General features: G+C 67.0%; 15 protein-coding genes. All 15 read right to left on the bottom strand.

Features of this window, described 5'->3' with window-relative positions; all coding sequences use genetic code 11:
• Window positions 1-13: 13 nt before the first annotated feature.
• Window positions 14-979, bottom strand: coding sequence for a glycosyl transferase family protein (locus GTH22_RS00270; protein ID WP_252942545.1), 966 nt, complete (start codon window positions 977-979; stop codon window positions 14-16).
• The gene (locus tag GTH22_RS00265; protein ID WP_252942544.1) at window positions 976-3615 is read right to left on the bottom strand and encodes a nitrate reductase; all 2640 of its coding nucleotides are present in this window, start codon (window positions 3613-3615) and stop codon (window positions 976-978) included. The genes GTH22_RS00270 and GTH22_RS00265 overlap by 4 nt, the downstream gene beginning before the upstream one ends.
• A complete protein-coding gene (gene nirD, locus GTH22_RS00260) occupies window positions 3615-3950 on the bottom strand; it encodes a nitrite reductase small subunit NirD (RefSeq protein WP_252942543.1) in 336 nt (111 codons plus the stop codon). The genes GTH22_RS00265 and nirD overlap by 1 nt, the downstream gene beginning before the upstream one ends.
• On the bottom strand, window positions 3947-6385 hold the full coding sequence (gene nirB / locus GTH22_RS00255; RefSeq protein WP_252942542.1) for a nitrite reductase large subunit NirB: 2439 nt from the start codon (window positions 6383-6385) through the stop codon (window positions 3947-3949). Before nirB ends, nirD begins: the two co-directional genes overlap by 4 nt.
• A 105-nt stretch (window positions 6386-6490) precedes the next feature.
• Window positions 6491-7504: a GAF domain-containing protein gene (locus tag GTH22_RS00250; protein ID WP_252942541.1), complete on the bottom strand. Its 1014-nt coding sequence runs from the start codon at window positions 7502-7504 to the stop codon at window positions 6491-6493.
• 5 nt (window positions 7505-7509) lie between these two features.
• Window positions 7510-9201, bottom strand: coding sequence for an ABC transporter ATP-binding protein (locus GTH22_RS00245; protein WP_252942540.1), 1692 nt, complete (start codon window positions 9199-9201; stop codon window positions 7510-7512).
• 5 nt (window positions 9202-9206) lie between these two features.
• Complete coding sequence (locus GTH22_RS00240) at window positions 9207-10295, bottom strand: ABC transporter permease (RefSeq protein ID WP_252942539.1); 1089 nt, start codon at window positions 10293-10295, stop codon at window positions 9207-9209.
• Between the two features lie 238 nt (window positions 10296-10533).
• Window positions 10534-11916, bottom strand: a complete 1383-nt coding sequence (locus GTH22_RS00235; protein WP_252942538.1) for a CmpA/NrtA family ABC transporter substrate-binding protein — start codon at window positions 11914-11916, stop codon at window positions 10534-10536.
• 267 nt (window positions 11917-12183) lie between these two features.
• Window positions 12184-13362: an ABC transporter substrate-binding protein gene (locus GTH22_RS00230; RefSeq protein WP_252942537.1), complete on the bottom strand. Its 1179-nt coding sequence runs from the start codon at window positions 13360-13362 to the stop codon at window positions 12184-12186.
• On the bottom strand, window positions 13359-13943 hold the full coding sequence (locus tag GTH22_RS00225) for an ANTAR domain-containing response regulator (protein ID WP_252942536.1): 585 nt from the start codon (window positions 13941-13943) through the stop codon (window positions 13359-13361). The genes GTH22_RS00230 and GTH22_RS00225 overlap by 4 nt, the downstream gene beginning before the upstream one ends.
• Window positions 13944-14179: 236 nt before the next feature.
• The gene (locus GTH22_RS00220; RefSeq protein ID WP_252947541.1) at window positions 14180-14938 is read right to left on the bottom strand and encodes an ABC transporter ATP-binding protein; all 759 of its coding nucleotides are present in this window, start codon (window positions 14936-14938) and stop codon (window positions 14180-14182) included.
• Between the two features lie 14 nt (window positions 14939-14952).
• Window positions 14953-15810 carry an ATP-binding cassette domain-containing protein gene (locus tag GTH22_RS00215; RefSeq protein WP_252942535.1) on the bottom strand — a complete coding sequence of 286 codons (858 nt, stop codon included), beginning with the start codon at window positions 15808-15810 and terminating at the stop codon, window positions 14953-14955.
• Window positions 15807-16739 carry an ABC transporter permease gene (locus GTH22_RS00210; protein ID WP_252942534.1) on the bottom strand — a complete coding sequence of 311 codons (933 nt, stop codon included), beginning with the start codon at window positions 16737-16739 and terminating at the stop codon, window positions 15807-15809. The genes GTH22_RS00215 and GTH22_RS00210 overlap by 4 nt, the downstream gene beginning before the upstream one ends.
• Complete coding sequence (locus GTH22_RS00205; RefSeq protein WP_371928303.1) at window positions 16736-17794, bottom strand: ABC transporter permease; 1059 nt, start codon at window positions 17792-17794, stop codon at window positions 16736-16738. The genes GTH22_RS00210 and GTH22_RS00205 overlap by 4 nt, the downstream gene beginning before the upstream one ends.
• Window positions 17795-19396, bottom strand: coding sequence for an ABC transporter substrate-binding protein (locus GTH22_RS00200; protein WP_252942533.1), 1602 nt, complete (start codon window positions 19394-19396; stop codon window positions 17795-17797).
• Window positions 19397-19455 lie beyond the last annotated feature (59 nt).

The raw sequence follows: 19455 nt of genomic DNA, 5'->3' as shown, positions 1-19455 counted from the left end.
GCATCTCTCCCGGTCAGGCCGCGCGGGCCGTGTTTCGGTTGGTCCAGAGGTCTTGCGCCATGGCTGCGGGAAGGCCGCAGGTTTCCAGCGCAAGTTCGGCGGTGCCCAGCACGATGGCGCTGGCGAAGGGGTCATCGAGTTCGCCGGTCCAGAGACGGGCGAGGTCATCGGGGTCGGGGGCTGCATCGGCGAGGCGGCGGTGGTCGTCTTCCAGCGCGGCGGCGGAGGCCTCCCAGCGGGTGCCATTCCTCGTGCCGTAAAGGGCGATGTCCTTGGACGGGTGCCGCTCGAACTCGCCGCCGCCGCCCTTGAGCACGGTCATCGCGGGCTGGCCGAGCAGGTCGCAGGCATCGGCCTGAAGCTCGCGGTAGGGCGGGTGAAACACCCCCTGCACGGCGGCAGGGGCACGGGAGGGGTTGAGCACGCGCAGCACGGTGTTGACCGCCGAACGCAGGCCGAGCACATCGCGCAGCCGCAGCAGCTCCAGCAGGCGCGGCGCGAAGGCTTCGAGCGGCAGGTAAGCGATGCCCTCGCGGGCGATCAGATCGGCGGCTTGCTCCATCGAAGCAGCCTCGGCAATGCCCGCGGCGGGAAGCGCCGAGCGCACCGAGGCGGCAGCGCGCTGGTGCGAGTTCCAGCCATGCAGCAGTACCGGCGCCCCGGCCCGGGCGACAAGCCGCGCCGAGAGAAGGAACCACGGCAGGCCACGGGTCCGCCCGGCTGCGTAGCTGGGCCAGTCCAGCATCGGCGTGGCTCCGGGCCAGGGCGGCAGCATGTCTCGCGCGGCCTCGACGAAACCGGCCACCTCGCCCGCCGTTTCGCCGCGAAAGCGCATCAGCATCAGCAGCGCGCCGATGGCCTCCGGCGCGGCCTCTCCGGAGAGGATCAGCGCCATGGCCTCGCGGGCTTCCTCGCGGGTGAGCGAGCGCGAGCGGCCCGGGCCACGCCCGAGGATGCGGACATAGGGGGCGAGGCTCATTCGGCGGCCTCCCGGCGGGTGGCACCGGCCAGCAGCGCGGCCAGTTCGGGACGGCAGGAGCCGCAGTTGGTGCCGGCCTGAAGCGCGGCGCCGATGGCTTCGACCGAGGCGAGCTGCCGGGTTTCGATCGCCGCGAGTATGGTGTTTACCCCCACGTCGAAACAGGCGCAGACCGTTGCGCCGGGATCGGGCCTGTCCTGCCCCGGCTGACCGGAGAGATGCGCGGGCAAGGGTGCCGCGCCAAGCTCGCCTGCCATGAAGCTGCGTGACACCGCCACCGGCTCCGCGGCGACGAAAAGCGCGGCGACAAGCTGCCCCTCGGCAACAAACGCGAGCCGAGCGCCGCCCCGAGCGCTGTCGGTCACAACGAGCGCCTCCACCTCCGGGCCGAGGCCGAAGACCATGCGGCCATAGGCCTCCCAATCTTCCGGAGCCTCCGCCCCCGCAAGCTCCAGCCGCCAGCCTTCGCGGGCGCGGGCCAGCGCCCAGTAGGGTGCATCCGGTCGCGGCTTGGAGGCACTTACGGCGAAGCCGAACCATGCGGCGGGATAGGCCGAAAGGCCCACCACCGCGCCCTTGCTGTCGGGCTGGCCCGAGACCGGATCGACCACCGAGGCCACCAGCGCATCGGCCCGGCCCAGCGCCGCCGTCTCCGCCGTCCAGTGCATCGGCACGAAAACCTCACCCGGGCGCTGCCTGTCGGTCACGATCACCCGGCAGAGCACCCGCCCGCTGGGGCTTTCGACATCGGCGATCCCGGCAGGGCGCAGCCCGAGGCGGGAGGCGTCGTCGGGGTGCACCTCGATGTAGGGCTCGGCCATGTGCTGGCTGAGGCGGGGCGATTTGGCGGTGCGGGTCATGGTGTGCCAATGGTCGCGCACGCGCCCGGTGTTGAGGCGGAAGGGGTAGCGCCGGTCGGTGGCGCTGGCAGGGGCGGCACTGCGGACCGGCAGCATCCGCCCGCGCCCGTCCGGGGTGAAAAACATGCCGTCACCAAAGAACCGCCCGCCGGTGCGGGTGGGGCTGACCGGCCATTGCACCGGGGCCAGCGCGGCATAGTCGGCATCGGATATCGCGGCGAGGCCGGAAATGTCGAAGTCCTTGCCCAGCCCGGCGGCGATGCCCGAAAGCGTGGCGTGCTCGCGGAAGATCTCGGCGGGGGAAGAATAGTCGAAGGACTTGGCCCAGCCCATCGCGGCGGCGACATCGCAGATGATCTGCCAGTCGTGCCGCGCCGCGCCCGGCGCGGGCAGCGCCGCCCGCTGGCGGCTGATCCGGCGCTCTGAATTGGTGACGGTGCCCTCCTTCTCGCCCCAGCCGGTTGCGGGCAGCAACACGTGGGCAAGGCGGGCGGTGTCGGTGGCGGCGGTGATGTCGGAGACCACCACGAACTCGCAGCCCGCGATCGCCGCGCGCACCCGGTCGGCCTCGGGCATGGAGACGGCGGGGTTGGTGGCCATGACCCAGAGCGCCTTGATCTGGCCGCGCTCGATGGCGTCGAACATGTCGACCGCCTTGAGCCCCGCTGCCTCTGGCATGGTGGGCGATTGCCAGAACTCGCGCACGGCGATGCGGTGGGCGGCGTTTTCGATATCGAGGTGGCAGGCCAGCATGTTGGCCAGCCCCCCCACCTCGCGCCCGCCCATCGCGTTGGGCTGCCCGGTGACCGAAAACGGCCCCATCCCCGGCCGTCCGATGCGCCCCGTGGCGAGGTGGCAGTTGAGGATCGCGTTGACCTTGTCGGTGCCTTGGGCCGACTGGTTTACCCCCTGCGAATAGACCGTGACCACCTTCTCGGTGCGCAGCCAGAGATCGTAAAAGCGGCGCAGCAGGTCATCCGACAGGCCGGTGGCTTCGCTGGTTTCCGAGGAGGCGGCGGCGATGGCGGCATCGAAGCCGTCGACATGCGCGCGCACGAAGGCCCCATCGGTGGCGCCCATGTCGCGGATGCGGCGCAGCAGGCCGTTGAACAGGGCCACATCGCCGCCGGAGGCCACCGGCAGGTGCATGTCGGCGGCGTCGCAGGTGGCGGTGCGGCGCGGGTCGATCACCACGACCTGCATGGCCGGCCGCGCCGCCTTGGCCGCCACGAGGCGCTGGTAGAGAACCGGGTGGCACCAGGCGAGGTTGGAGCCCACCAGCACCACCAGATCGGCCTCTTCGAGGTCTTCGTAGGTGCCCGGCACGGTATCGGTGCCGAAGGCGCGTTTGTGGCCCGCGACGGAGGAGGCCATGCAGAGGCGGGAGTTGGTATCTATGTTGGCCGAGCCGATGAAGCCTTTCATCAGCTTGTTGGCCACGTAGTAGTCTTCGGTCAGCAACTGGCCGGAGACGTAGAAGGCCACCGAATCCGGGCCGTGCCGGGCGATGGTCTGGGAGAAACGCTGTGCGACCTCGCCCGCCGCGTCTTGCCAGCTCGCCTCCTTGCCGTAGAGGCGCGGGGCGAGCAGCCTGTCTTCCAGCCCCACCGTCTCACCCAGCGCCGAGCCCTTGGAGCAGAGCCGCCCGAAGTTGGCCGGGTGGGTCTTGTCGCCCTCGATGGCAAGGCCCCCTGCCCCGTCGGGCGTGGCCCGCACGCCGCAGCCGACCCCGCAGTAGGGACATGTGGTGCAGACCGTGGCGCGGGGGCTTTCCATCAGGCGGCGTCCCGAGCGGCAGTGACGGCCTCGGCATCAAGAAGCACGCGGCCCGCCTCGATCTGGACCGGATAAGTGGCGATCTGCCCCTCGTCAGCTCCCTGCGCCTCGCCGGTTTCCAGGCTCCAGACCCAGTTGTGCAGCGGGCAGGTTACCGAGCGGCCATGCACGATCCCCTCGGCCAGCGGGCCGCCCTTGTGGGCGCAGGTGTTGGAGGTGGCAAAGACCTCCTGCGGCCCGGTGCGGAACACGGCCACGCAACCCGCCTTTGTCTTGACGATACGCGCCCCGCGCTCGGGGATCTCTTCGACGGCACAGATATCAATCCAGCTCATTCGGCTGCCTCCAGGGTCAGATCGGCCACAGGCTGGAAGCCCTGCGCCTTTTCGGGGGTTGCGTGTTGGGCCCATGGGTCCTTGCGGTAGACCGACTGGGAAATCTCGAAACGCTCGTTCAGCGCCGCACGCTCGGCGTCATCGGCCAGCACCGCTTTCACCCAGTCGAGCCCTACCTTGGCGACCCATTTGTAGGGCCGGTCCAGATACTTGGCGTTCTCGCGGTAGAGCTGGATGAAGGCGGTGGACCATTCGATGGCCTCCTCCTCGGTGCGGGCATCATGCAAGCGCTCGGTTTCCTTCACATCCATGCCCGCCGCCCCGCCGACGCCGATCTGGTAGCCGCTGTCGACGCAGATGATGCCCACGTCCTTGCAGGTCGCCTCGGCGCAATTGCGCGGACAGCCCGAGACGGCGAGCTTGACCTTGTGCGGGGTCCAACTGCCCCAGAGCTTCTTTTCGAGCTTGATGCCAAGGCCGGTGCTGTCCTGCGTGCCGAAGCGGCACCAGTCGGAGCCGACGCAGGTTTTGACCGTGCGCAAGCCCTTGGAATAGGCGTGGCCAGAGACCATGCCGGCCTGGTTCAGATCGTACCAGATGGCGGGCAGATCCTCTTTCTTCACACCCAGCAGGTCGATCCGCTGGCCGCCCGTCACCTTGACCGCCGCGTCATATTTTTCGGCGGCATCGGCAATGGCGCGAAGCTCCTTGGCATCGGTCATCCCGCCCCACATCCGGGGCATGACGGAATAGGTGCCGTCCTTCTGGATGTTGGCGTGGTTGCGCTCGTTCACGAAACGGCTCTGCGGGTCGTCGCGATACTCCAGCGGCCAGTCGGCCAGCAGGTAGAAGTTGATCGCCGGACGGCAGACATGGCAGCCGTTTGGGGTTTTCCAGCCCAGCTCCTGCCAGACGGCGGGCTGGCTTTTCAGCTCGCTCGACTTGATGAGGCGGCGCACGTCTTCGTGGGAGAGGTCGGTGCAGTTGCAGATGTTCTGCGCCGCCGGAATCTTGAAGTCGTCCCCGAGGGTTACGGCCAGAACCTGCTCGACCAGCCCGGTGCAGGTGCCGCAGGAGGCGCTGGCCTTGGTGGAGGCCTTGATGTCGCCCAGCGAGGTGGCCCCGCCCTCGATCGCCTCCACGATCTGGCCCTTGCATACGCCGTTGCAGCCGCAGATTTCTGCGTCAGCCGGTAAGGCTGCAACGGCCGCCATAGGGTCCACGGAGGCGCCCCCCTGGAAGGCCGGTCCGAAGATGAGCGTGTCGCGCATCTCGTCGACTTCGGTGCCCTCCTTGATGAGCCCGAAGAACCAGTTGCTGTCGGCGGTATCGCCATACATCACCGCGCCGACGAGCTTGTCGTCCTCGATGACGAGGCGCTTGTAGATGCCCCGCGCCGGATCGCGGAAGATGATGTCTTCGCGCCCCTCCCCCTCGGCAAAATCGCCCGCGCTGAACAGATCGCAGCCCGTGACCTTAAGCTTGGTCGACAGCTCCTTGGGAACAAAGGCATCTTCGCCCCCGATGAGGGTCTGCGCCAGCACCTTGGCCTGATCGTAGAGCGGCGCGACAAGGCCGAAAAGCTGGCCGTTGAACTCGACGCATTCGCCCACGGCAAAGATGTTGGGATCGGAGGTGCGCATCTGCGCATCGACCTTTACCGCGCGGCCCATCTCCAGCCCCGCCTCGGCGGCGACGGCGACGGCGGGGCGGATGCCCACGGCCATGACGACGATATCGGCTCCGAGCACGGTGCCATCTTCAAGCACCACCTTCTCGACCTTGCCCTCGCCCTGAATGGCCTTGGTGGAGGCATTCGTGAGCACGCTGATGCCGCGTCGCTCGAGATCCTTTTGCAAAAGGTAGCCTGCGCTCTCGTCAAGCTGGCGCTCCATCAGGTGGCCGGCGAGATGCAGCACCGTCACCTCCATGCCGCGCAGACGCAGGGCCGCGGCCGCCTCGAGGCCCAGAAGGCCGCCGCCGATCACCACGGCGCGGGCACCCTGCCCGCTAGACGCCTCGAGCATCGCGGTGGTGTCTTCGAGGTCGCGGAAGGCCACCACGCCGGGCAGGTCATGGCCCGGACAGGGGATGATGAAGGCGGAGGAGCCGGTGCCGAGCACGAGCTTGTCGTAGGGCACCTCTTCGCCGCCGGGGGCGATCACCACCCGGCGCTCCCGGTCGATCGACTCGACCCGCTCGCCAAAGCGGCAGGTCACGCCGTGGGCCTCGTACCAGGCCGCATCATGGGTGACGATCTCGTCATAGCTCTTCTCGCCCGAGAGCACGGGGGAGAGCATGATGCGGTTGTAGTTGCCGCGCGGCTCGGCGTTGAAGAGGGTTACATCGAAGGCATCGGGGGCGAGTTCGAAGAGGTTTTCGAGCATCCGGCCGGAGGCCATGCCTGCGCCGATTACCACAAGTTTCTCAGTCATTTGCGGGCTCCCTTGGTGGGGTGCTTGGCTTGGCTCCGCACCGGCACGGGCGCGAATTGCGGAACGACGAAGAGATCGAAGACAAATTGGATCATGGCGCTTTCCTCACACGTACCAGGCGACGATGTGGGCGAGCTCTCCGCCCAGATAGATCGGCAGGGCGACCATCGAGCCGTAGCCCGCCGCCAGCCCGGGTTTGCCGCTTTCCACCACCGGCAGGCCTGAGCCGAGCACCTTGCCGATGCTCCCCTGCCAGGCCTCGGCGCGGCGCTCTTTGCCGGCATTCTCCGGATCCCAGAGCGCGCCTTCACGGGCGCAGATGCCATCGACCAGCGCGGCCCCGCCGCCCTTGCCGACCTTGGCGGCACGGGCGTCCCACAGCTCGAACCGCCGGGCGATGGGGGTGCCGAGGGCCGAGAGCAGGGTGAGCACATAGGCGCTCTTGCCGGGCACCGGCACGGGCAGGCCGAGGCCGGTGGTGAGCCCGGCCTTGCCCGCCGCATCGGCGCGGATGAAGCGGTAGCCGGAGCCGAGATCGCGCATCAGGATCGGCGTCTGCGAGGCCCAGATGCCGCCCGGAAGCCCCTGACCGGCTGGAAAATGCGTGTGCTGGCTGACCCATTCGAAGTGCTTGGCGGCGCCGTAGTAGCCGTCTTCCAGCATCAGCAACTGGTCCTTCTCGGCCCAGACCTCGATGGCACCGGTGCGGTTTTCATCGTCGCCGCAGAGCACCACGAGCACCGCCTTGAGGGTCTTTCCGGCAAAGACCGGGATCGCCACGGCGGAGGTGAGCCCGGCCTCGGCGGCGGCCTCTATCCGCTTGAAATTGCTGCCATCGAACCCCTTCAGCACGACCGGGCGGGCCTCCTCCCACGCCCGGCCCGGAAGGCCTTCGCCCTTGGGGAAGCTCGCGCGGCGCGACGCCTCCTCGAAGGCGGCCAGATCGCCGTAGCTGCCGCCGCCGTGAACCAGGGTCTCGCCCTCGGGCACCCAGATTTCAGCGACCTGTATGAAGGTCTTGGTTGGTGTATCGACTGCGACATCCATGATGTCGTCTCCCTCTGTCTGCGTGGACGCGCCCAGCAGGCCGCCCGGAATGACTGTGAAGTGAGTGCTCATCGCGCTCAGGCCGCCTTCTTGGCTCCTGTTTTCGCCTTCTCACTTTCGGATTTTCCCTTTGCCCCATGCTCGTATTCCTCAAGGAAATTAAGCACTTGCTCGCGGTAGAGATAATAATCGGGATGCTCGAGCAGGGCCTTGCGGCTGCGCGGGCGCGGCAGGTCTACGTCGACGATCTTGCCGATGGTGGCCTGCGGGCCGTTGGTCATCATCACCACGCGATCGGCCAGAAGGATCGCCTCGTCGACATCGTGGGTGACGCAGATGGCGGTGACCTTGGTGCGGTCCCAGACCTCCATCAGCACCTCTTGCAGCTCCCAGCGGGTGAGGCTGTCGAGCATGCCGAAGGGCTCGTCGAGCAGGAGGAGCTTGGGGGAGAGGGCGAAGGCGCGGGCGATGCCGACGCGCTGCTTCATGCCGTTGGACATGTCGGCGGCGCCACGGTCCATCGCATCGGCGAGGCCGACACGTTCGAGGTAGTATTCAACCACCTCCTGCCGCTCGGCCTGGGAGGCGTTGGGGTAGACCTTGTCGACCCCGATGGCGCAATTTTCCCGCGCGGTGAGCCACGGAAAGAGGTTGGGCGATTGGAACACGACGGCGCGCTCGGGGTCTGCCCCCATGACGTGCCGCCCGTCGAGCTTGATCGCGCCCTTGCTGATTTCGTTGAGACCGGCCGCCATGGTGAGCACGGTGGACTTGCCACAGCCCGAATGGCCGATCAGCGAGATGAACTCGCCACGGTCCATCTTGAGGTTGAAGTCTTCAACAACCGTTAACGGCCCCTTCGGCGTGGGATAGATCTTGTGGAGTTGGGAGAAATCGAGAAAGCGATCGTCGATCATCCCCTCCTGCGCCTTGGCCTGCGCCGCCGGAAGCCCGTGAATCGGGGTGACTTGCGGCAGGTTGCGGATGCCCTCGGCCTTGGCCTCGATGCCCACATCCATCAGGTAGGTCGTGACCTTGGCGCGCAGCTTCTTGAAGGTCTCGTCGTGGTTCATCTCGCCCCGGTCGCGGGGGCGCGGGATGCTCACCTTGAACTCTTCGCCAAGGGTGCCGTCGGGGTTAAGCGCGATGATCCGGTCAGCGAGAATGATGGCCTCGTCGACATCGTTGGTGATGAGCACGCAGGTCTGCTTTTCTTCCTGCCAGATCGCCTCGATCTCGTCGGCGAGGTTGGCGCGGGTCAGCGCATCGAGCGCGCTAAGCGGTTCATCCAGCAGCAGAACTTCTGGGTTCATCGCCAGTGCCCGGGCCACGTTGACCCGCTGGCGCATGCCGCCCGAAAGCTCGGCGGGGCGGCGGGCGGTGGCGTGGGAAAGGCCCACCATCTTGACGTAATGCGCCACCTTCTCGGCCTTCTCGGCCCTGCTCAGACCGGGGAAAACCGTGTCGACCGCGAGGCCCACGTTGCCCGCCACGGTGAGCCAGGGCATGAGCGAGTAGCTCTGGAAGATCACGCCGCGCTCGGGGGAGGGCTCGGTGATCTTTGCGCCCTTGTAGGTGACGCTGCCCTTGGTGGGTGCATCGAGCCCGGCGAGCAGGTTGATGAGGGTGGTCTTGCCGGAGCCGGAGAAGCCGAGCAGCACGAGGAATTCGCCCTCCTGCACCTCCAAGTCGATGTTTTGCAGCACCGGGGTCTCGTGCAGCCCCTCGCCGTAGCTCTTTGAAACGTCTTGCAATTTCAGGATGGCCATGGGGATCACCGATTGTTGGAGAAGGTGAAGAGGGACTGGAGGGCGAACATGACGCGATCCAGCAGGAAACCGATGATGCCGATGGTGAAGACGGCGACCATGATCTTGGCCAGCGAGCTGGAGGAGCCGTTCTGGAACTCGTCCCAGACGAACTTGCCCAGTCCCGGGTTCTGCGCCAGCATCTCGGCGGCAATCAGCACCATCCAGCCGACCCCGAGAGAGAGCCGCAGCCCGGTGAAGATGAGCGGCAGGGCGGAGGGGAGCACCAGCTTGGTGATCTTGGTATAGGTGTTCATTTTCAACACCTTGGAGACGTTCACCAGATCCTTGTCGATGCTCGCGACCCCCAGCGAGGTGTTGATCAGCGTGGGCCAGAGCGAGCAGAGAGTGACGGTGATGGCGGAGACGAGGAAGGACTTGGAGAACAGCCCGTCGTTGGTGGCGTAGACGGCGGAGACGATCATGGTGACGATCGGCAGCCAGGCCAGCGGGGAGACCGGTTTGAATATTTGAATCAAAGGGTTGAGGGCGGCGTTCGCGGTGGCCGAGAGGCCGGCGGCGATGCCGAGGGGGATGGCAACCAGCGAGGCGATCAGGAAGCCGAAGAACACGGTTTTGATCGAGGTCCAGATCTGCTGGTAGTAGCTGGGCGAGCCGGTGTAAGCGACTGATTTTACCTGATCTTCCTTGCCTTCCGCGATGAGCTTCTCATTGCGCTTGGCCACCATGGCCTCGAACTTGGCGCGCTTCGCGGCGGTGGCGACGGCATCCTGGTGGAGGTTGACCGCCTCTTCCCAGACCTGCGCCGGGCCGGGCACCGCGCCGAGCGAGGTTTGCACCCGGGGCGCGAGGGTGCCCCAGAGCAGGAGGAAGGCTGCGATGGCGAGCAGGGGCACGCCGAGAAGTTTCCAGATTTCAGAGGCTTGCGCGCGCGGGTTGTCTCCGGCGGCGGCCTTCAGCATGGGGGTGATCCAGGCGAGGCCAAGCACGGAAAACCATTTGTCGGCCTTGTTGATCCGGGTGAAAAGCCGGGCGCGGCGGGCCTCTTTGGCGGCGGCTGCGGCGTCCAGCGATTGAGGGTCGATAGCGGTCATTTCGGGTCTCTTTGCTATGTGCGTTTTTGCTGAGGCCACGCCGTTGCAGCCGGGTTAACTATGAAAACTTCAGAGGCACATCCGGTACACAACCTGTGCACAACCTGTGCAGACGTCATCCGACATACCGGGCACCTGTAAACGGGGGGCACGCACCCGGACGGGCGGGAACGTGCGGTGATGCGGGATGGCGGGTGGGGCGATGCGCGGCAGCGCGAGCGTCACCCGCCATCGGGGGTTATCCCTGCACCTCGTTGCCGACGACCTTCTGCGCACCTTTCAGGCCGATCGGCAGGCTCTCGAGGTAGGCGTTGGGCGCCTTCCCGTCGTAGGGGATGCCGTCGATGATGTCGGTGGCCGGAGTGGGCGCCTTGTAGCCATCGCTGTCCCAGGGGAAGTCGGCCTCGTTGGCGAGCCCTTCATCGACCAGCAGGCGGGCGGCTTCGAGGTAGATGTCGGGGCGGTAGACCGAGGCTGCGGTTTCGGCATACCAGGCGTCCGGCTTCTCCTCGGGGATCTGGCCCCAGCGGCGCATCTGGGTGAGATACCAGATGGCGTCGGAGTAGAACGGGTAGGTCGCGTTGTAGCGGAAGAACACGTTGAAGTCGGGCACGGCGCGCTTGTCGCCCTTCTCGTATTCGAATGTGCCGGTCATCGAGTTGGCGATCACCTCGGCGTCGGCGCCCACGTATTCGGAGCGCGACAGGATCTCGACCGCCTCGGCGCGGTTGGCGTTGTCGTTCTCGTCAAGCCAGATGGCGGCGCGGATCAGCGCCTTGACCACGGCCTTGGTGGTGTTGGGGTTCTCCTCGGCGAAGGCGGCGGTGATGCCGAAGACCTTCTCGGGGTTGTTCTTCCACAGTTCGTAGTCGGTGATCACCGGCACGCCGATGCCCTTGAACACGGCGGCCTGGTTCCAGGGCTCGCCCACGCAGTAGCCATAGATGGTGCCGGCCTCGAGGGTGGCGGGCATCTGCGGCGGCGGGGTGACGGAGAGCAGCACATCGGCGGCAATCTGGCCCGAGATGTTTTCGGGCGAGTAGAAGCCCGGGTGCAGCCCGCCCGCCGCAAGCCAGTAGCGCAGCTCGTAATTGTGGGTGGAGACCGGGAAGACCATGCCCATGTTGAAGGGCTTTCCCTCCGATTTGTACTGCTCGACCACCGGCGCCATGGCGGAGGCGGAGATCGGGTGCACGGGCTTGCCGTCTTCCTGCGGGATATTCGGCTTCATCAGCTCCCAGACCTCGTTGGACACGGTGATGCCGTTTCCGTTCAGGTCCATCGAGAAGGGGGTGATGATATGGGCCTCGGTGCCGTAGCCGATGGTGGCGGCAAGCGGCTGACCGGCGAGCATGTGGGCACCGTCGAGCTGGCCGCCGATGACGCCGTCAAGCAGCACCTTCCAGTTGGCCTGCGCTTCCAGCGTGACGAAGAGCCCTTCGTCGAGGAAGTAGCCCTGCTCGTAGGCCACCGCGAGGGGGGCCATGTCGGTGAGCTTGATGAAGCCGAAGGTCAGCTCGTCCTTTTCCAGGTCCAGCGACTGGGCGGTCGCGGTGCCGGTGAGGAAGGCGCCGGTCAGAAGGGTCGCCGTGGTGGCGACGATTCCGAAGAGGTTTTTCATCTGTTCATTCGTCCCTTGGTTTGGGCCCGTACGGGCCCGCAAAAACAAAAAAGCCGCTGACCGACATCGCGCGTTTTCGGCGCAATGGGTCGAGCGGCTGTGCTCGGGTGTACCCGCATCATCGAGGGTGAATTCGTCGGATGAGACGCCCTTGCCTCATCTGAGGGTTGTTTTGCGCTGCTGCTCCCCGTCGGTCAAGCGAGGGGGGCGAAATTGGCGCAAACCGGGCGGCGGGCGTGCCGCAGTGCAGCATTGCTGCACAAGAATTCAGCGCTTCCGGGCGCTTGGATCAAAAATGTAGCCGTCGAAGAAGGAATCAGCCGGCAGGGTCAGCCGGCCCGAGGGGGAGGCCGCGGGGGTGTCTTCGCGCAGCGCGCCCTCCAGCCGCTCGGAGGCGCCGGGCATGTCGGCGGTGGTGCGGGCGAGGTGCTGGCGGTAGAGGTCGGAGCGGAAGACCCGGCGGCCCTCGGCCTGGGCGGCGGGCCTGTCGAGCCCGGTGCGCCCGGCGATCCGGTCGGCAATCAGCGCCCCGGCGGAGCGCCAGGGGAAGGTGGCGGCGCCTGCGAAGAACTCGAGGTAGCGCGGCACAGTGCGCATGTCGCCGCGCTGGCTGACGATGAGCCGCCCCGAGAGCGCCCGCTCGATCAGCTCGGCGGAGGTGTCGAGCCAGGGCTTGCGGGCGAGGATCTCGGCCGCGGTCATCCGGTTCTGCGGCTGCCCGAGCCAGCGGCTGGCGCGCCAGATCGCGCGCATCAGGCGGCCTGTGAGGTCGGGCTCGGTCTCGGCCCAGTCGTGGCGCACGGCGAGCACCTTCTCGGGCGCGAAGCGGCGGATCGCGGTGCCCGGCAGCAGCAGTTCGCCCGAGCCCTCCTCCACCGCCAGCGAGCCCCAGGGCGCGCCGACGCAGAAGGCGTCGATCTCGCCGGCGGCGAGGGCATCGGCCATGAGGGCGGGCGGAATGGTGTGCACCGAGAGCGCCTGCGGCGCGGCAAAGCCCAGCGCCCCGAGCCAGTGGTAGAGCAGTTCGGCATGGCCGGAGAAGGGAAAGGGCACGCCGATGCGCAGCCCCTCGGGCTTGGCGGCCATGAGCGCGTGCCCGGCGGCGGCGGCATCTACGAAGTCGAAGGGGTGGCCAGCCTCGCGCATCCGCGCGGCAAGCTGGGTCGACACCCCGATGGCATTGCCGTTGACCGAGAGCACCTGCAGCACGTCGAGCCTTGTGCCCGCCCCGCCGAGCCCCAGCGCCATGGCCACCGGCACCGGGGCGAGCATATGCGCGGCCTCGACCTGCCCCAGCGAGACCATGTCGCGCAGCGTGGCCCAGGAGGCGGCCGGGCGCAGGTCCAGCGCCAGCCCCTCCTCCTCGGCAAAGCCGATTTCGCGGGCGATCACCAGCGGGGCGGCGTCGACCAGCGGGATGAACCCGGCGGAAAGCGGCGCGCTCACGAGAGCAGCCCGGCCGCGGTGACGAGGCTTTGGGCCACGTCGGCCAGCTTCACGCCCTGATCCATCGCCGCCTTGCGCAGCAGGGCATAGGCGGCGTCTTCGTCCAGCCCCTTGGCCTTCATCAGCAGGCCCTTGGCGCGGTCGATGATCTTGCGTTCCTCCAGCGCCTGCCGGGTGGCTTTCAGCTCGGCGCGCATCTGCGAGAACATGTGGAAGCGGGCGATGGCGGCATCCATGATCGGCTTGATCCGGTCGGGTCGCAGCCCGTCGACCACATAGGCCGAGACCCCGGCCTCGATGGCGGCGCGGGTCATGCCGCCTTCGTCTCGGTCCACAAAGAGCGCCACGGGCCGGTCCATCGGGCCGGAGGCGAGGGTCAGCTCCTCGAGCATGTCGCGTGAGGGCGAGGCGACATCGACCAGCACCATGTCGGGGTTCATCTCCGAGATCCGCCGCGAGAGGCCGGTGACCTCGGAGATCACCGACACGTCGAAATCGCCCGCCTCGCGCAGGCTGTCGACGATGAGCAGCGCGCGCTCGCGGTCGGCTTCGACGACGATGATGGAGAGCTTGTCGGACATTCGCAGGGCTTCCGGTCTGGCAAGGGGCCGATTTGGCCGCCCCTGCCTAGGCCGGGCCGGGAGGGGCAGCAAGCGGATGCGGTGGCGGGCGCTGCGCGCGCGAGGAGCGCCCCCGGAGCTGCCCAAAGAATAGGCGGCACGCCTGCATTTCAAGCGGGCCGGGAGGCCGGGCGCCCCCCTGCCCCATTTTCTTGCTGCAAATACTCAATCCCCCGCCCGCCAAGGGCGCTGCGGGTTCAGCGGATCGCGCCGAGCGAGCTGTCGAGCAGGTGCTGGGTGTAGGGGTGGCTGGCCTGGAGCTTGCGCATCTCGGCCACGCCCAGCGTTTCGACGATTTCGCCCTGCTGCATCACCGCGATCTGGCCGCACATATGGCCGACCACGCCAAGGTCGTGGCTGACCATCAGGTAGGTGAGGCCCATCTCGCTGCGCAGGTCGGAGAGCAGGTTGAGGATTTCGGCCTGCACCGACACGTCGAGCGCCGAGGTCGGCTCGTCGAGCAGCAGGATGCGGGGTTCGGGCGCAAGGGCGCGGGCGATGGCGACGCGCTGACGCTGGCCGCCGGAAAGCTGGTGGGGGTAGCGGAAGCGGAAGCCGGTGCCGAGGCCGACGCTTTCCAGCAGGCGGGTGATGCGGGCGTCGATCTCGGAAAAGCCATGCAGTTGCAGGGTCTCGCCCAGCACCCGGTCCACCGTATGGCGCGGGTGGAGCGAGGCGTAGGGGTCCTGAAACACCATCTGCACGGTCTTGTAGAAGGCCTTCGAGCGGCCCTTGGGGCGCAGGCTTTCGCCGGCGACGGAAATCGAGCCGTCCCAGCTTTCGACCAGCCCGGCAAGCGCGCGCAGCACGGTGGACTTGCCCGAGCCGCTTTCGCCCACGAGGCCGAAGCTCTCGCCCTCCTGCACGGCGAGGTCCACGCCCTTCACCGCCATGTTGCGGGCCGAACCCTCGCCGAACCAGACGTGGAGATTGCGGATGTCGAGGGCGGTGTTCATCGGGTTTGCGGTGTTCATCGGGCGCTCACCGAGGGTGCCTCGCGCCAGGCCGGGTCGCGGGCCAGAACCTCCAGCCGCTCGCGCGGGTGTTCGAGGTTGGGCACGGCGTTGAGCAGCCCGCGGGTGTAGGGGTGCTGGGCGTCGTTCAGCTTGCCGGCCTCGCAGACCTCCACGATCCGTCCGGCATACATCACCGCGACACGGTCGCAGAAATTGGCGACGAGGTTCAGGTCGTGGCTGATGAAGATCAGCCCCATGCCGCGCTCCTTCACCAGCTTGTCCATGATCTCCAGCACCTGAAGCTGCACCGAGACGTCGAGCGCCGAGGTCGGCTCGTCGGCGATGAGGATTTCGGGGTCGGGGATCAGCATCATGGCGATCATGATGCGCTGGCCCATGCCGCCCGAAACCTCGTGCGGGTAGAGCTTGAGCACCCGTTCCGGCTCGCGGATCGCCACCGCATCGAGCATTTCCAGCGCGCGGGCGCGAGCCTGACGGCGGCTCACCCGCTCATGGGTGGTCAGCGCCTCGACCATCTGCGCCTCGATGCTCATGACCGGGTTCAGCGAGAACTTGGGGTCTTGCATGATCATGGCGGCGCGGCGGCCCCGGATGGCGCGCATGTCGCGCTCTGAGGCGGTGATGAGGTCGGTGTCGCCCATCTGCATCCGGTCGGCCTCGACGAAGCCGGGCTTGCGGATGAGCTTCAGGAGCGCGCGCCCGGTCATCGACTTGCCCGAGCCGCTCTCGCCCACGATGCCGAGCCGCTCGCGCCCGAGCTTGAAGGAGATGCCGCGCACCGCGTCGAAGATGCCGTTGCGGGTGGGGAACTTGACCCAGAGGTTCTCGACGTCGAGGAGGGTATCGCTCACGACTTGCTCTCCTTGGGGTCCAGCACATCGCGCAGACCGTCGCCCAGCAGGTTGAAGGCCAGCGAGATGGCAAAGATGGCGAGGCCGGGGATGGTGGCGACCCACCAGTGATCGAGGATGTACTTGCGCCCTTCGGAGACCATCGCGCCCCATTCCGGCGAGGGCGGCTGCGCGCCGAGGCCGAGAAAGCCGAGGCCGGCGGCGGTGAGGATGATGCCGGCCATGTCGAGGGTGACGCGGATCACGAGGCTGGAAATGCAGAGCGGCCAGACGTGGCGGGTGATGATGCGGATTGCCCCCGCGCCTTGCAGGCGGATGGCGTGGATATAGTCGGAGTTGCGGATCGTGAGGGTTTCGGCCCGCGCGATCCTTGCATAGGGCGGCCATGCGGTGAGGGAGATCGCCAGCACCGCGTTTTCGATGCCCGCGCCCAGCGCCGCGACGAAGGCGAGCGCGAGGATGAGGCGGGGGAAGGCGAGGAAGATATCGGTGAAGCGCATCAGCGCCACGTCGACCCAGCCGCCCATGTAGCCCGCCAGCGTGCCGATGATCAGCCCGAGGAGCGGGGCGACGAGCGCCACCAGTGCGACGATGTAGAGCGAGATGCGCGCGCCGTAGAGCAGGCGGGAATAGATGTCGCGCCCGAGGCTGTCGGTGCCGAGGATGTAGCCCTCGGAGCCGGGCGGCAGCAGGCGCGCGCCGAGATCCTGCGCGAAGGGGTTGTGGCTGGCCAGCAGCGGGGCGAAGGCGGCGCAGAGGATCAGCGCCAGCAGCACCAGCAGGCCGAACATGGCGAGCGTGTTGCCGCGCAGGTTGGTCCAGCCCGCATACCACGCCGCCGCCCGGGCCTGCGCCCGCGAGCCGGGGGCATCGGTCAGGAGCCATTCGCGCCATGTGGGCTTGGGGGCCGGGTTTGGCAGTTCGGTCATTTGGCCCTCGGGTCGAAGAAGCGGTAGAGCAGGTCGGAGAAGATGTTGAGCCCGACGAAGATGGTGCCGATCACGACCGTTCCGCCGAGCACGGAGTTCATGTCATTGGCGAGGAGCGAGGTGGTGATGTAGCTGCCGAGGCCCGGCCAGGCGAAGATGATCTCGGTGAGCACCGAGCCTTCGAGCAGGTTGGCATAGGCCAGCGCGATCACGGTGATGAGCTGTATGCGGATGTTGCGGAAGGCGTGGCGCCAGATGACCTTGCGCTCGGAGAGGCCCTTGACCCGCGCGGTGGTGACATACTCGGAGTTGAGCTGTTCGAGCATGAACGAACGGGTCATCCGGCTGATGTAGGCCAGCGAATAGTAGCCCAGCAGGCAGGCGGGCAGGATGATGTGGCCGAAGGCGTTCTTGAACACGGTCCAGTCGCCCGCGATGGCCGAGTCGACCAGCAGGAGGCCGGTGCGCTCGGGCACGATGCCTTGATAGAACACGCCGAGGCGGCCCGGGCCTTCGACCCAATCCAATATGCCGTAGAAGATCAGCAGGCCGACGAGGCCGAGCCAGAAGATCGGCATGGAGTAACCGATGAGGCCGATGAGGCGGGCGATCTGGTCGATCCACGAGCCGCGATAGACGGCGGCCATGACCCCGAGCGGCACGCCGAGCACGATGCCGATGATGGTGCCGAGGGAGGCCAGCTCCAGCGTGGCGGGGAAGACGCGGGCAATGTCGGTGGTGACCTGCTGCCCGGTGCGGATCGACTTGCCGAAATCGCCCTGCAACACGTCGCCGAGGTAGATCAGGAACTGCTGGAACACCGATTTGTCGAGGCCGAGTTCAAGATAGGCGGCCTCGTATTGCGCCTGCGTGGCCCGCTCGCCGATGACGGCGAGCACCGGGTCGATCGGCATGACGCGGCCGATCATGAAGGTGACGAAGAGAAGTCCCAACAAGGTGACGGCCACGGTCAGCAGCGTGGCGGTCAGCTTCTTGAGCCATGGGGGGAAGACCGGCCCGCGCCGGTCCTCCCGATGTTGCGAAATATCTGCCACTTACTTGGTCACGACCCAGTAGGAGACAGCGGTGGTTGCGCCACCGACGACCCAGTTCTCGACGCTGTCGCGCAGGCCCGACTGCTCGATGCGCTGGAACATGATGCCGAAGGGGGCCTCCTGCTGGAACTTGGCCTGGCTGTCGAGATACATCTGCTTGCGCGCCTCGGTGTCGTTTTCGACCACGGCGGCGAGGGTATCGTCGTTGAAGCCGGCCGCATCCCAGGCGTTGCGCCATGCGAGGTAGCCGGTGTTGCCGGCCTCATCGGCGTTGTCGGGGTTGGCGGCGAAGGTGCCGGCGTTGGTGTTGGGGTCGGGGTAGTCCGGGCCCCAGGCGCCGAGGTAGATATCGTGCTCGCGGGCACGATAGCGATCGAGCGTCTGCGCCCCGGTGCCGACGATCAGCTCGATGTCGCAGCCGAGCTGGCCCCAGGTGTTTTGCAGGGACTGGGCGATATCCAGACGTTCCTGCGCCTCGCGCACGGAGATCTTGATCGGGCCGCAATCGGGGTGGCCGCTTTCGGCCAGCGCCGCCTTGGCCTTGTCGAGATCGAAGCCGAAGGGCTTGTCTTCGAGCGCGCCGAGGAAGGTGAGCGGCAGGTAGGCCTGATGGGTGATCCACTGACCCTTGAGGAAGGAGCCTTCCATGCCCGCGTAGTCGGTGGCCCACTTCAGGGCTTCCAGAACCTTGGGATCGGAGAGCATCTCGTTCTTCTGGTTGGCCGACCAATACATGATCTGGCCGCGCTGCTCGTCGAGCACCTTCACGCCGTCGACTTCCATGGCGCCGGTGACATCCTCGGGGGAGAGGTTGCGGGCCACGTCGATGTCGCCGCGCTCGAGCTGGAGGCGCTGGGTGGCGCTCTCCTGGATGTGCTGGACGATCACCCGCTCCATCGCCGGTTTGTCACCGTGATAGTTGGGGTTGAGGTCCATCAGCACCGACTCGTTGGGCTTCCACTCCACCACCTTGTAGGGGCCGGAGCCGGCGGTGTTGGTGCGCAGCCACTCGTTGCCCATGTCGCCATCGACCTCGTTGGCCATGGCGGTTTCCATGTCGACCACGCCGCCGATGGTGGCGGTGAGGCAGTTGAGCACGAAGGACAGGGCGTATTGCTTGTCGAGGGTGATCGAGAGGGTCATGTCATCGACCACCTTGATCATCTCGTCCACGTTGTCGGCGGTGAAGCCGAACTGGGTGAGGATGAAGGAGGGCGTCTTGTCGAGCTTGACGGCGCGCTGGAGCGAGAAGGCGGCGTCCTTGGCCGTCACCGGGTTGCCGGAGGAGAACACGTGGCCCTCGGCGATCTTGAAGGTGATGGTCTTGCCGTCCTCGGAGATCTCCCAGCTTTCGGCCAGCGAGGGCTGGTAGCCGGCGTCGAGGTCCATCGGGTCGAAGTTGACCAGCTTCTCGTAGACGTTGCGCGACACGTCGGCCCCGGCGAACTCGAAGCTCTCTTGCGGGTCGAAGGTTTTGATGTCGTCAATGCGGTTGGCGATCACCAGCATGTTGGGCGGGGTCTCGGCCAGAGCGGGCGCTGCCACACCGCCCATGAGGGCGGCGACGAGCGCGGTGGTTCGCATGAGTTTGCGGTGTGTCATTGTGTAGGAACTCCCTGTTGTTGATGCGGTCATTTGCCTGCCGCCTCATTTCTTTGTGG

The sequence above is a fragment of the Oceanicola sp. 502str15 genome (assembly GCF_024105635.1).
Classification (GTDB): domain Bacteria; phylum Pseudomonadota; class Alphaproteobacteria; order Rhodobacterales; family Rhodobacteraceae; genus Vannielia.
The sequence above is the reverse complement of the archived record's forward strand: the minus strand, read 5'-3'. Positions and strand labels throughout refer to the sequence as shown.

Excerpts from the sequence above, each read along its gene's own strand:
- GTH22_RS00270 (WP_252942545.1), bottom strand. The coding sequence starts at position 979 with ATGAGCCTCGCCCCCTATGTCCGCATCCTCGGGCGTGGCCCGGGCCGC.
- GTH22_RS00265 (WP_252942544.1), bottom strand. The coding sequence starts at position 3,615 with ATGGAAAGCCCCCGCGCCACGGTCTGCACCACATGTCCCTACTGCGGG.
- nirD (WP_252942543.1), bottom strand. The coding sequence starts at position 3,950 with ATGAGCTGGATTGATATCTGTGCCGTCGAAGAGATCCCCGAGCGCGGG.
- nirB (WP_252942542.1), bottom strand. The coding sequence starts at position 6,385 with ATGACTGAGAAACTTGTGGTAATCGGCGCAGGCATGGCCTCCGGCCGG.
- GTH22_RS00250 (WP_252942541.1), bottom strand. The coding sequence starts at position 7,504 with ATGAGCACTCACTTCACAGTCATTCCGGGCGGCCTGCTGGGCGCGTCC.
- GTH22_RS00245 (WP_252942540.1), bottom strand. The coding sequence starts at position 9,201 with ATGGCCATCCTGAAATTGCAAGACGTTTCAAAGAGCTACGGCGAGGGG.
- GTH22_RS00240 (WP_252942539.1), bottom strand. The coding sequence starts at position 10,295 with ATGACCGCTATCGACCCTCAATCGCTGGACGCCGCAGCCGCCGCCAAA.
- GTH22_RS00235 (WP_252942538.1), bottom strand. The coding sequence starts at position 11,916 with ATGAAAAACCTCTTCGGAATCGTCGCCACCACGGCGACCCTTCTGACC.
- GTH22_RS00225 (WP_252942536.1), bottom strand. The coding sequence starts at position 13,943 with ATGTCCGACAAGCTCTCCATCATCGTCGTCGAAGCCGACCGCGAGCGC.
- GTH22_RS00220 (WP_252947541.1), bottom strand. The coding sequence starts at position 14,938 with ATGAACACCGCCCTCGACATCCGCAATCTCCACGTCTGGTTCGGCGAG.
- GTH22_RS00210 (WP_252942534.1), bottom strand. The coding sequence starts at position 16,739 with ATGACCGAACTGCCAAACCCGGCCCCCAAGCCCACATGGCGCGAATGG.
- GTH22_RS00200 (WP_252942533.1), bottom strand. The coding sequence starts at position 19,396 with ATGACACACCGCAAACTCATGCGAACCACCGCGCTCGTCGCCGCCCTC.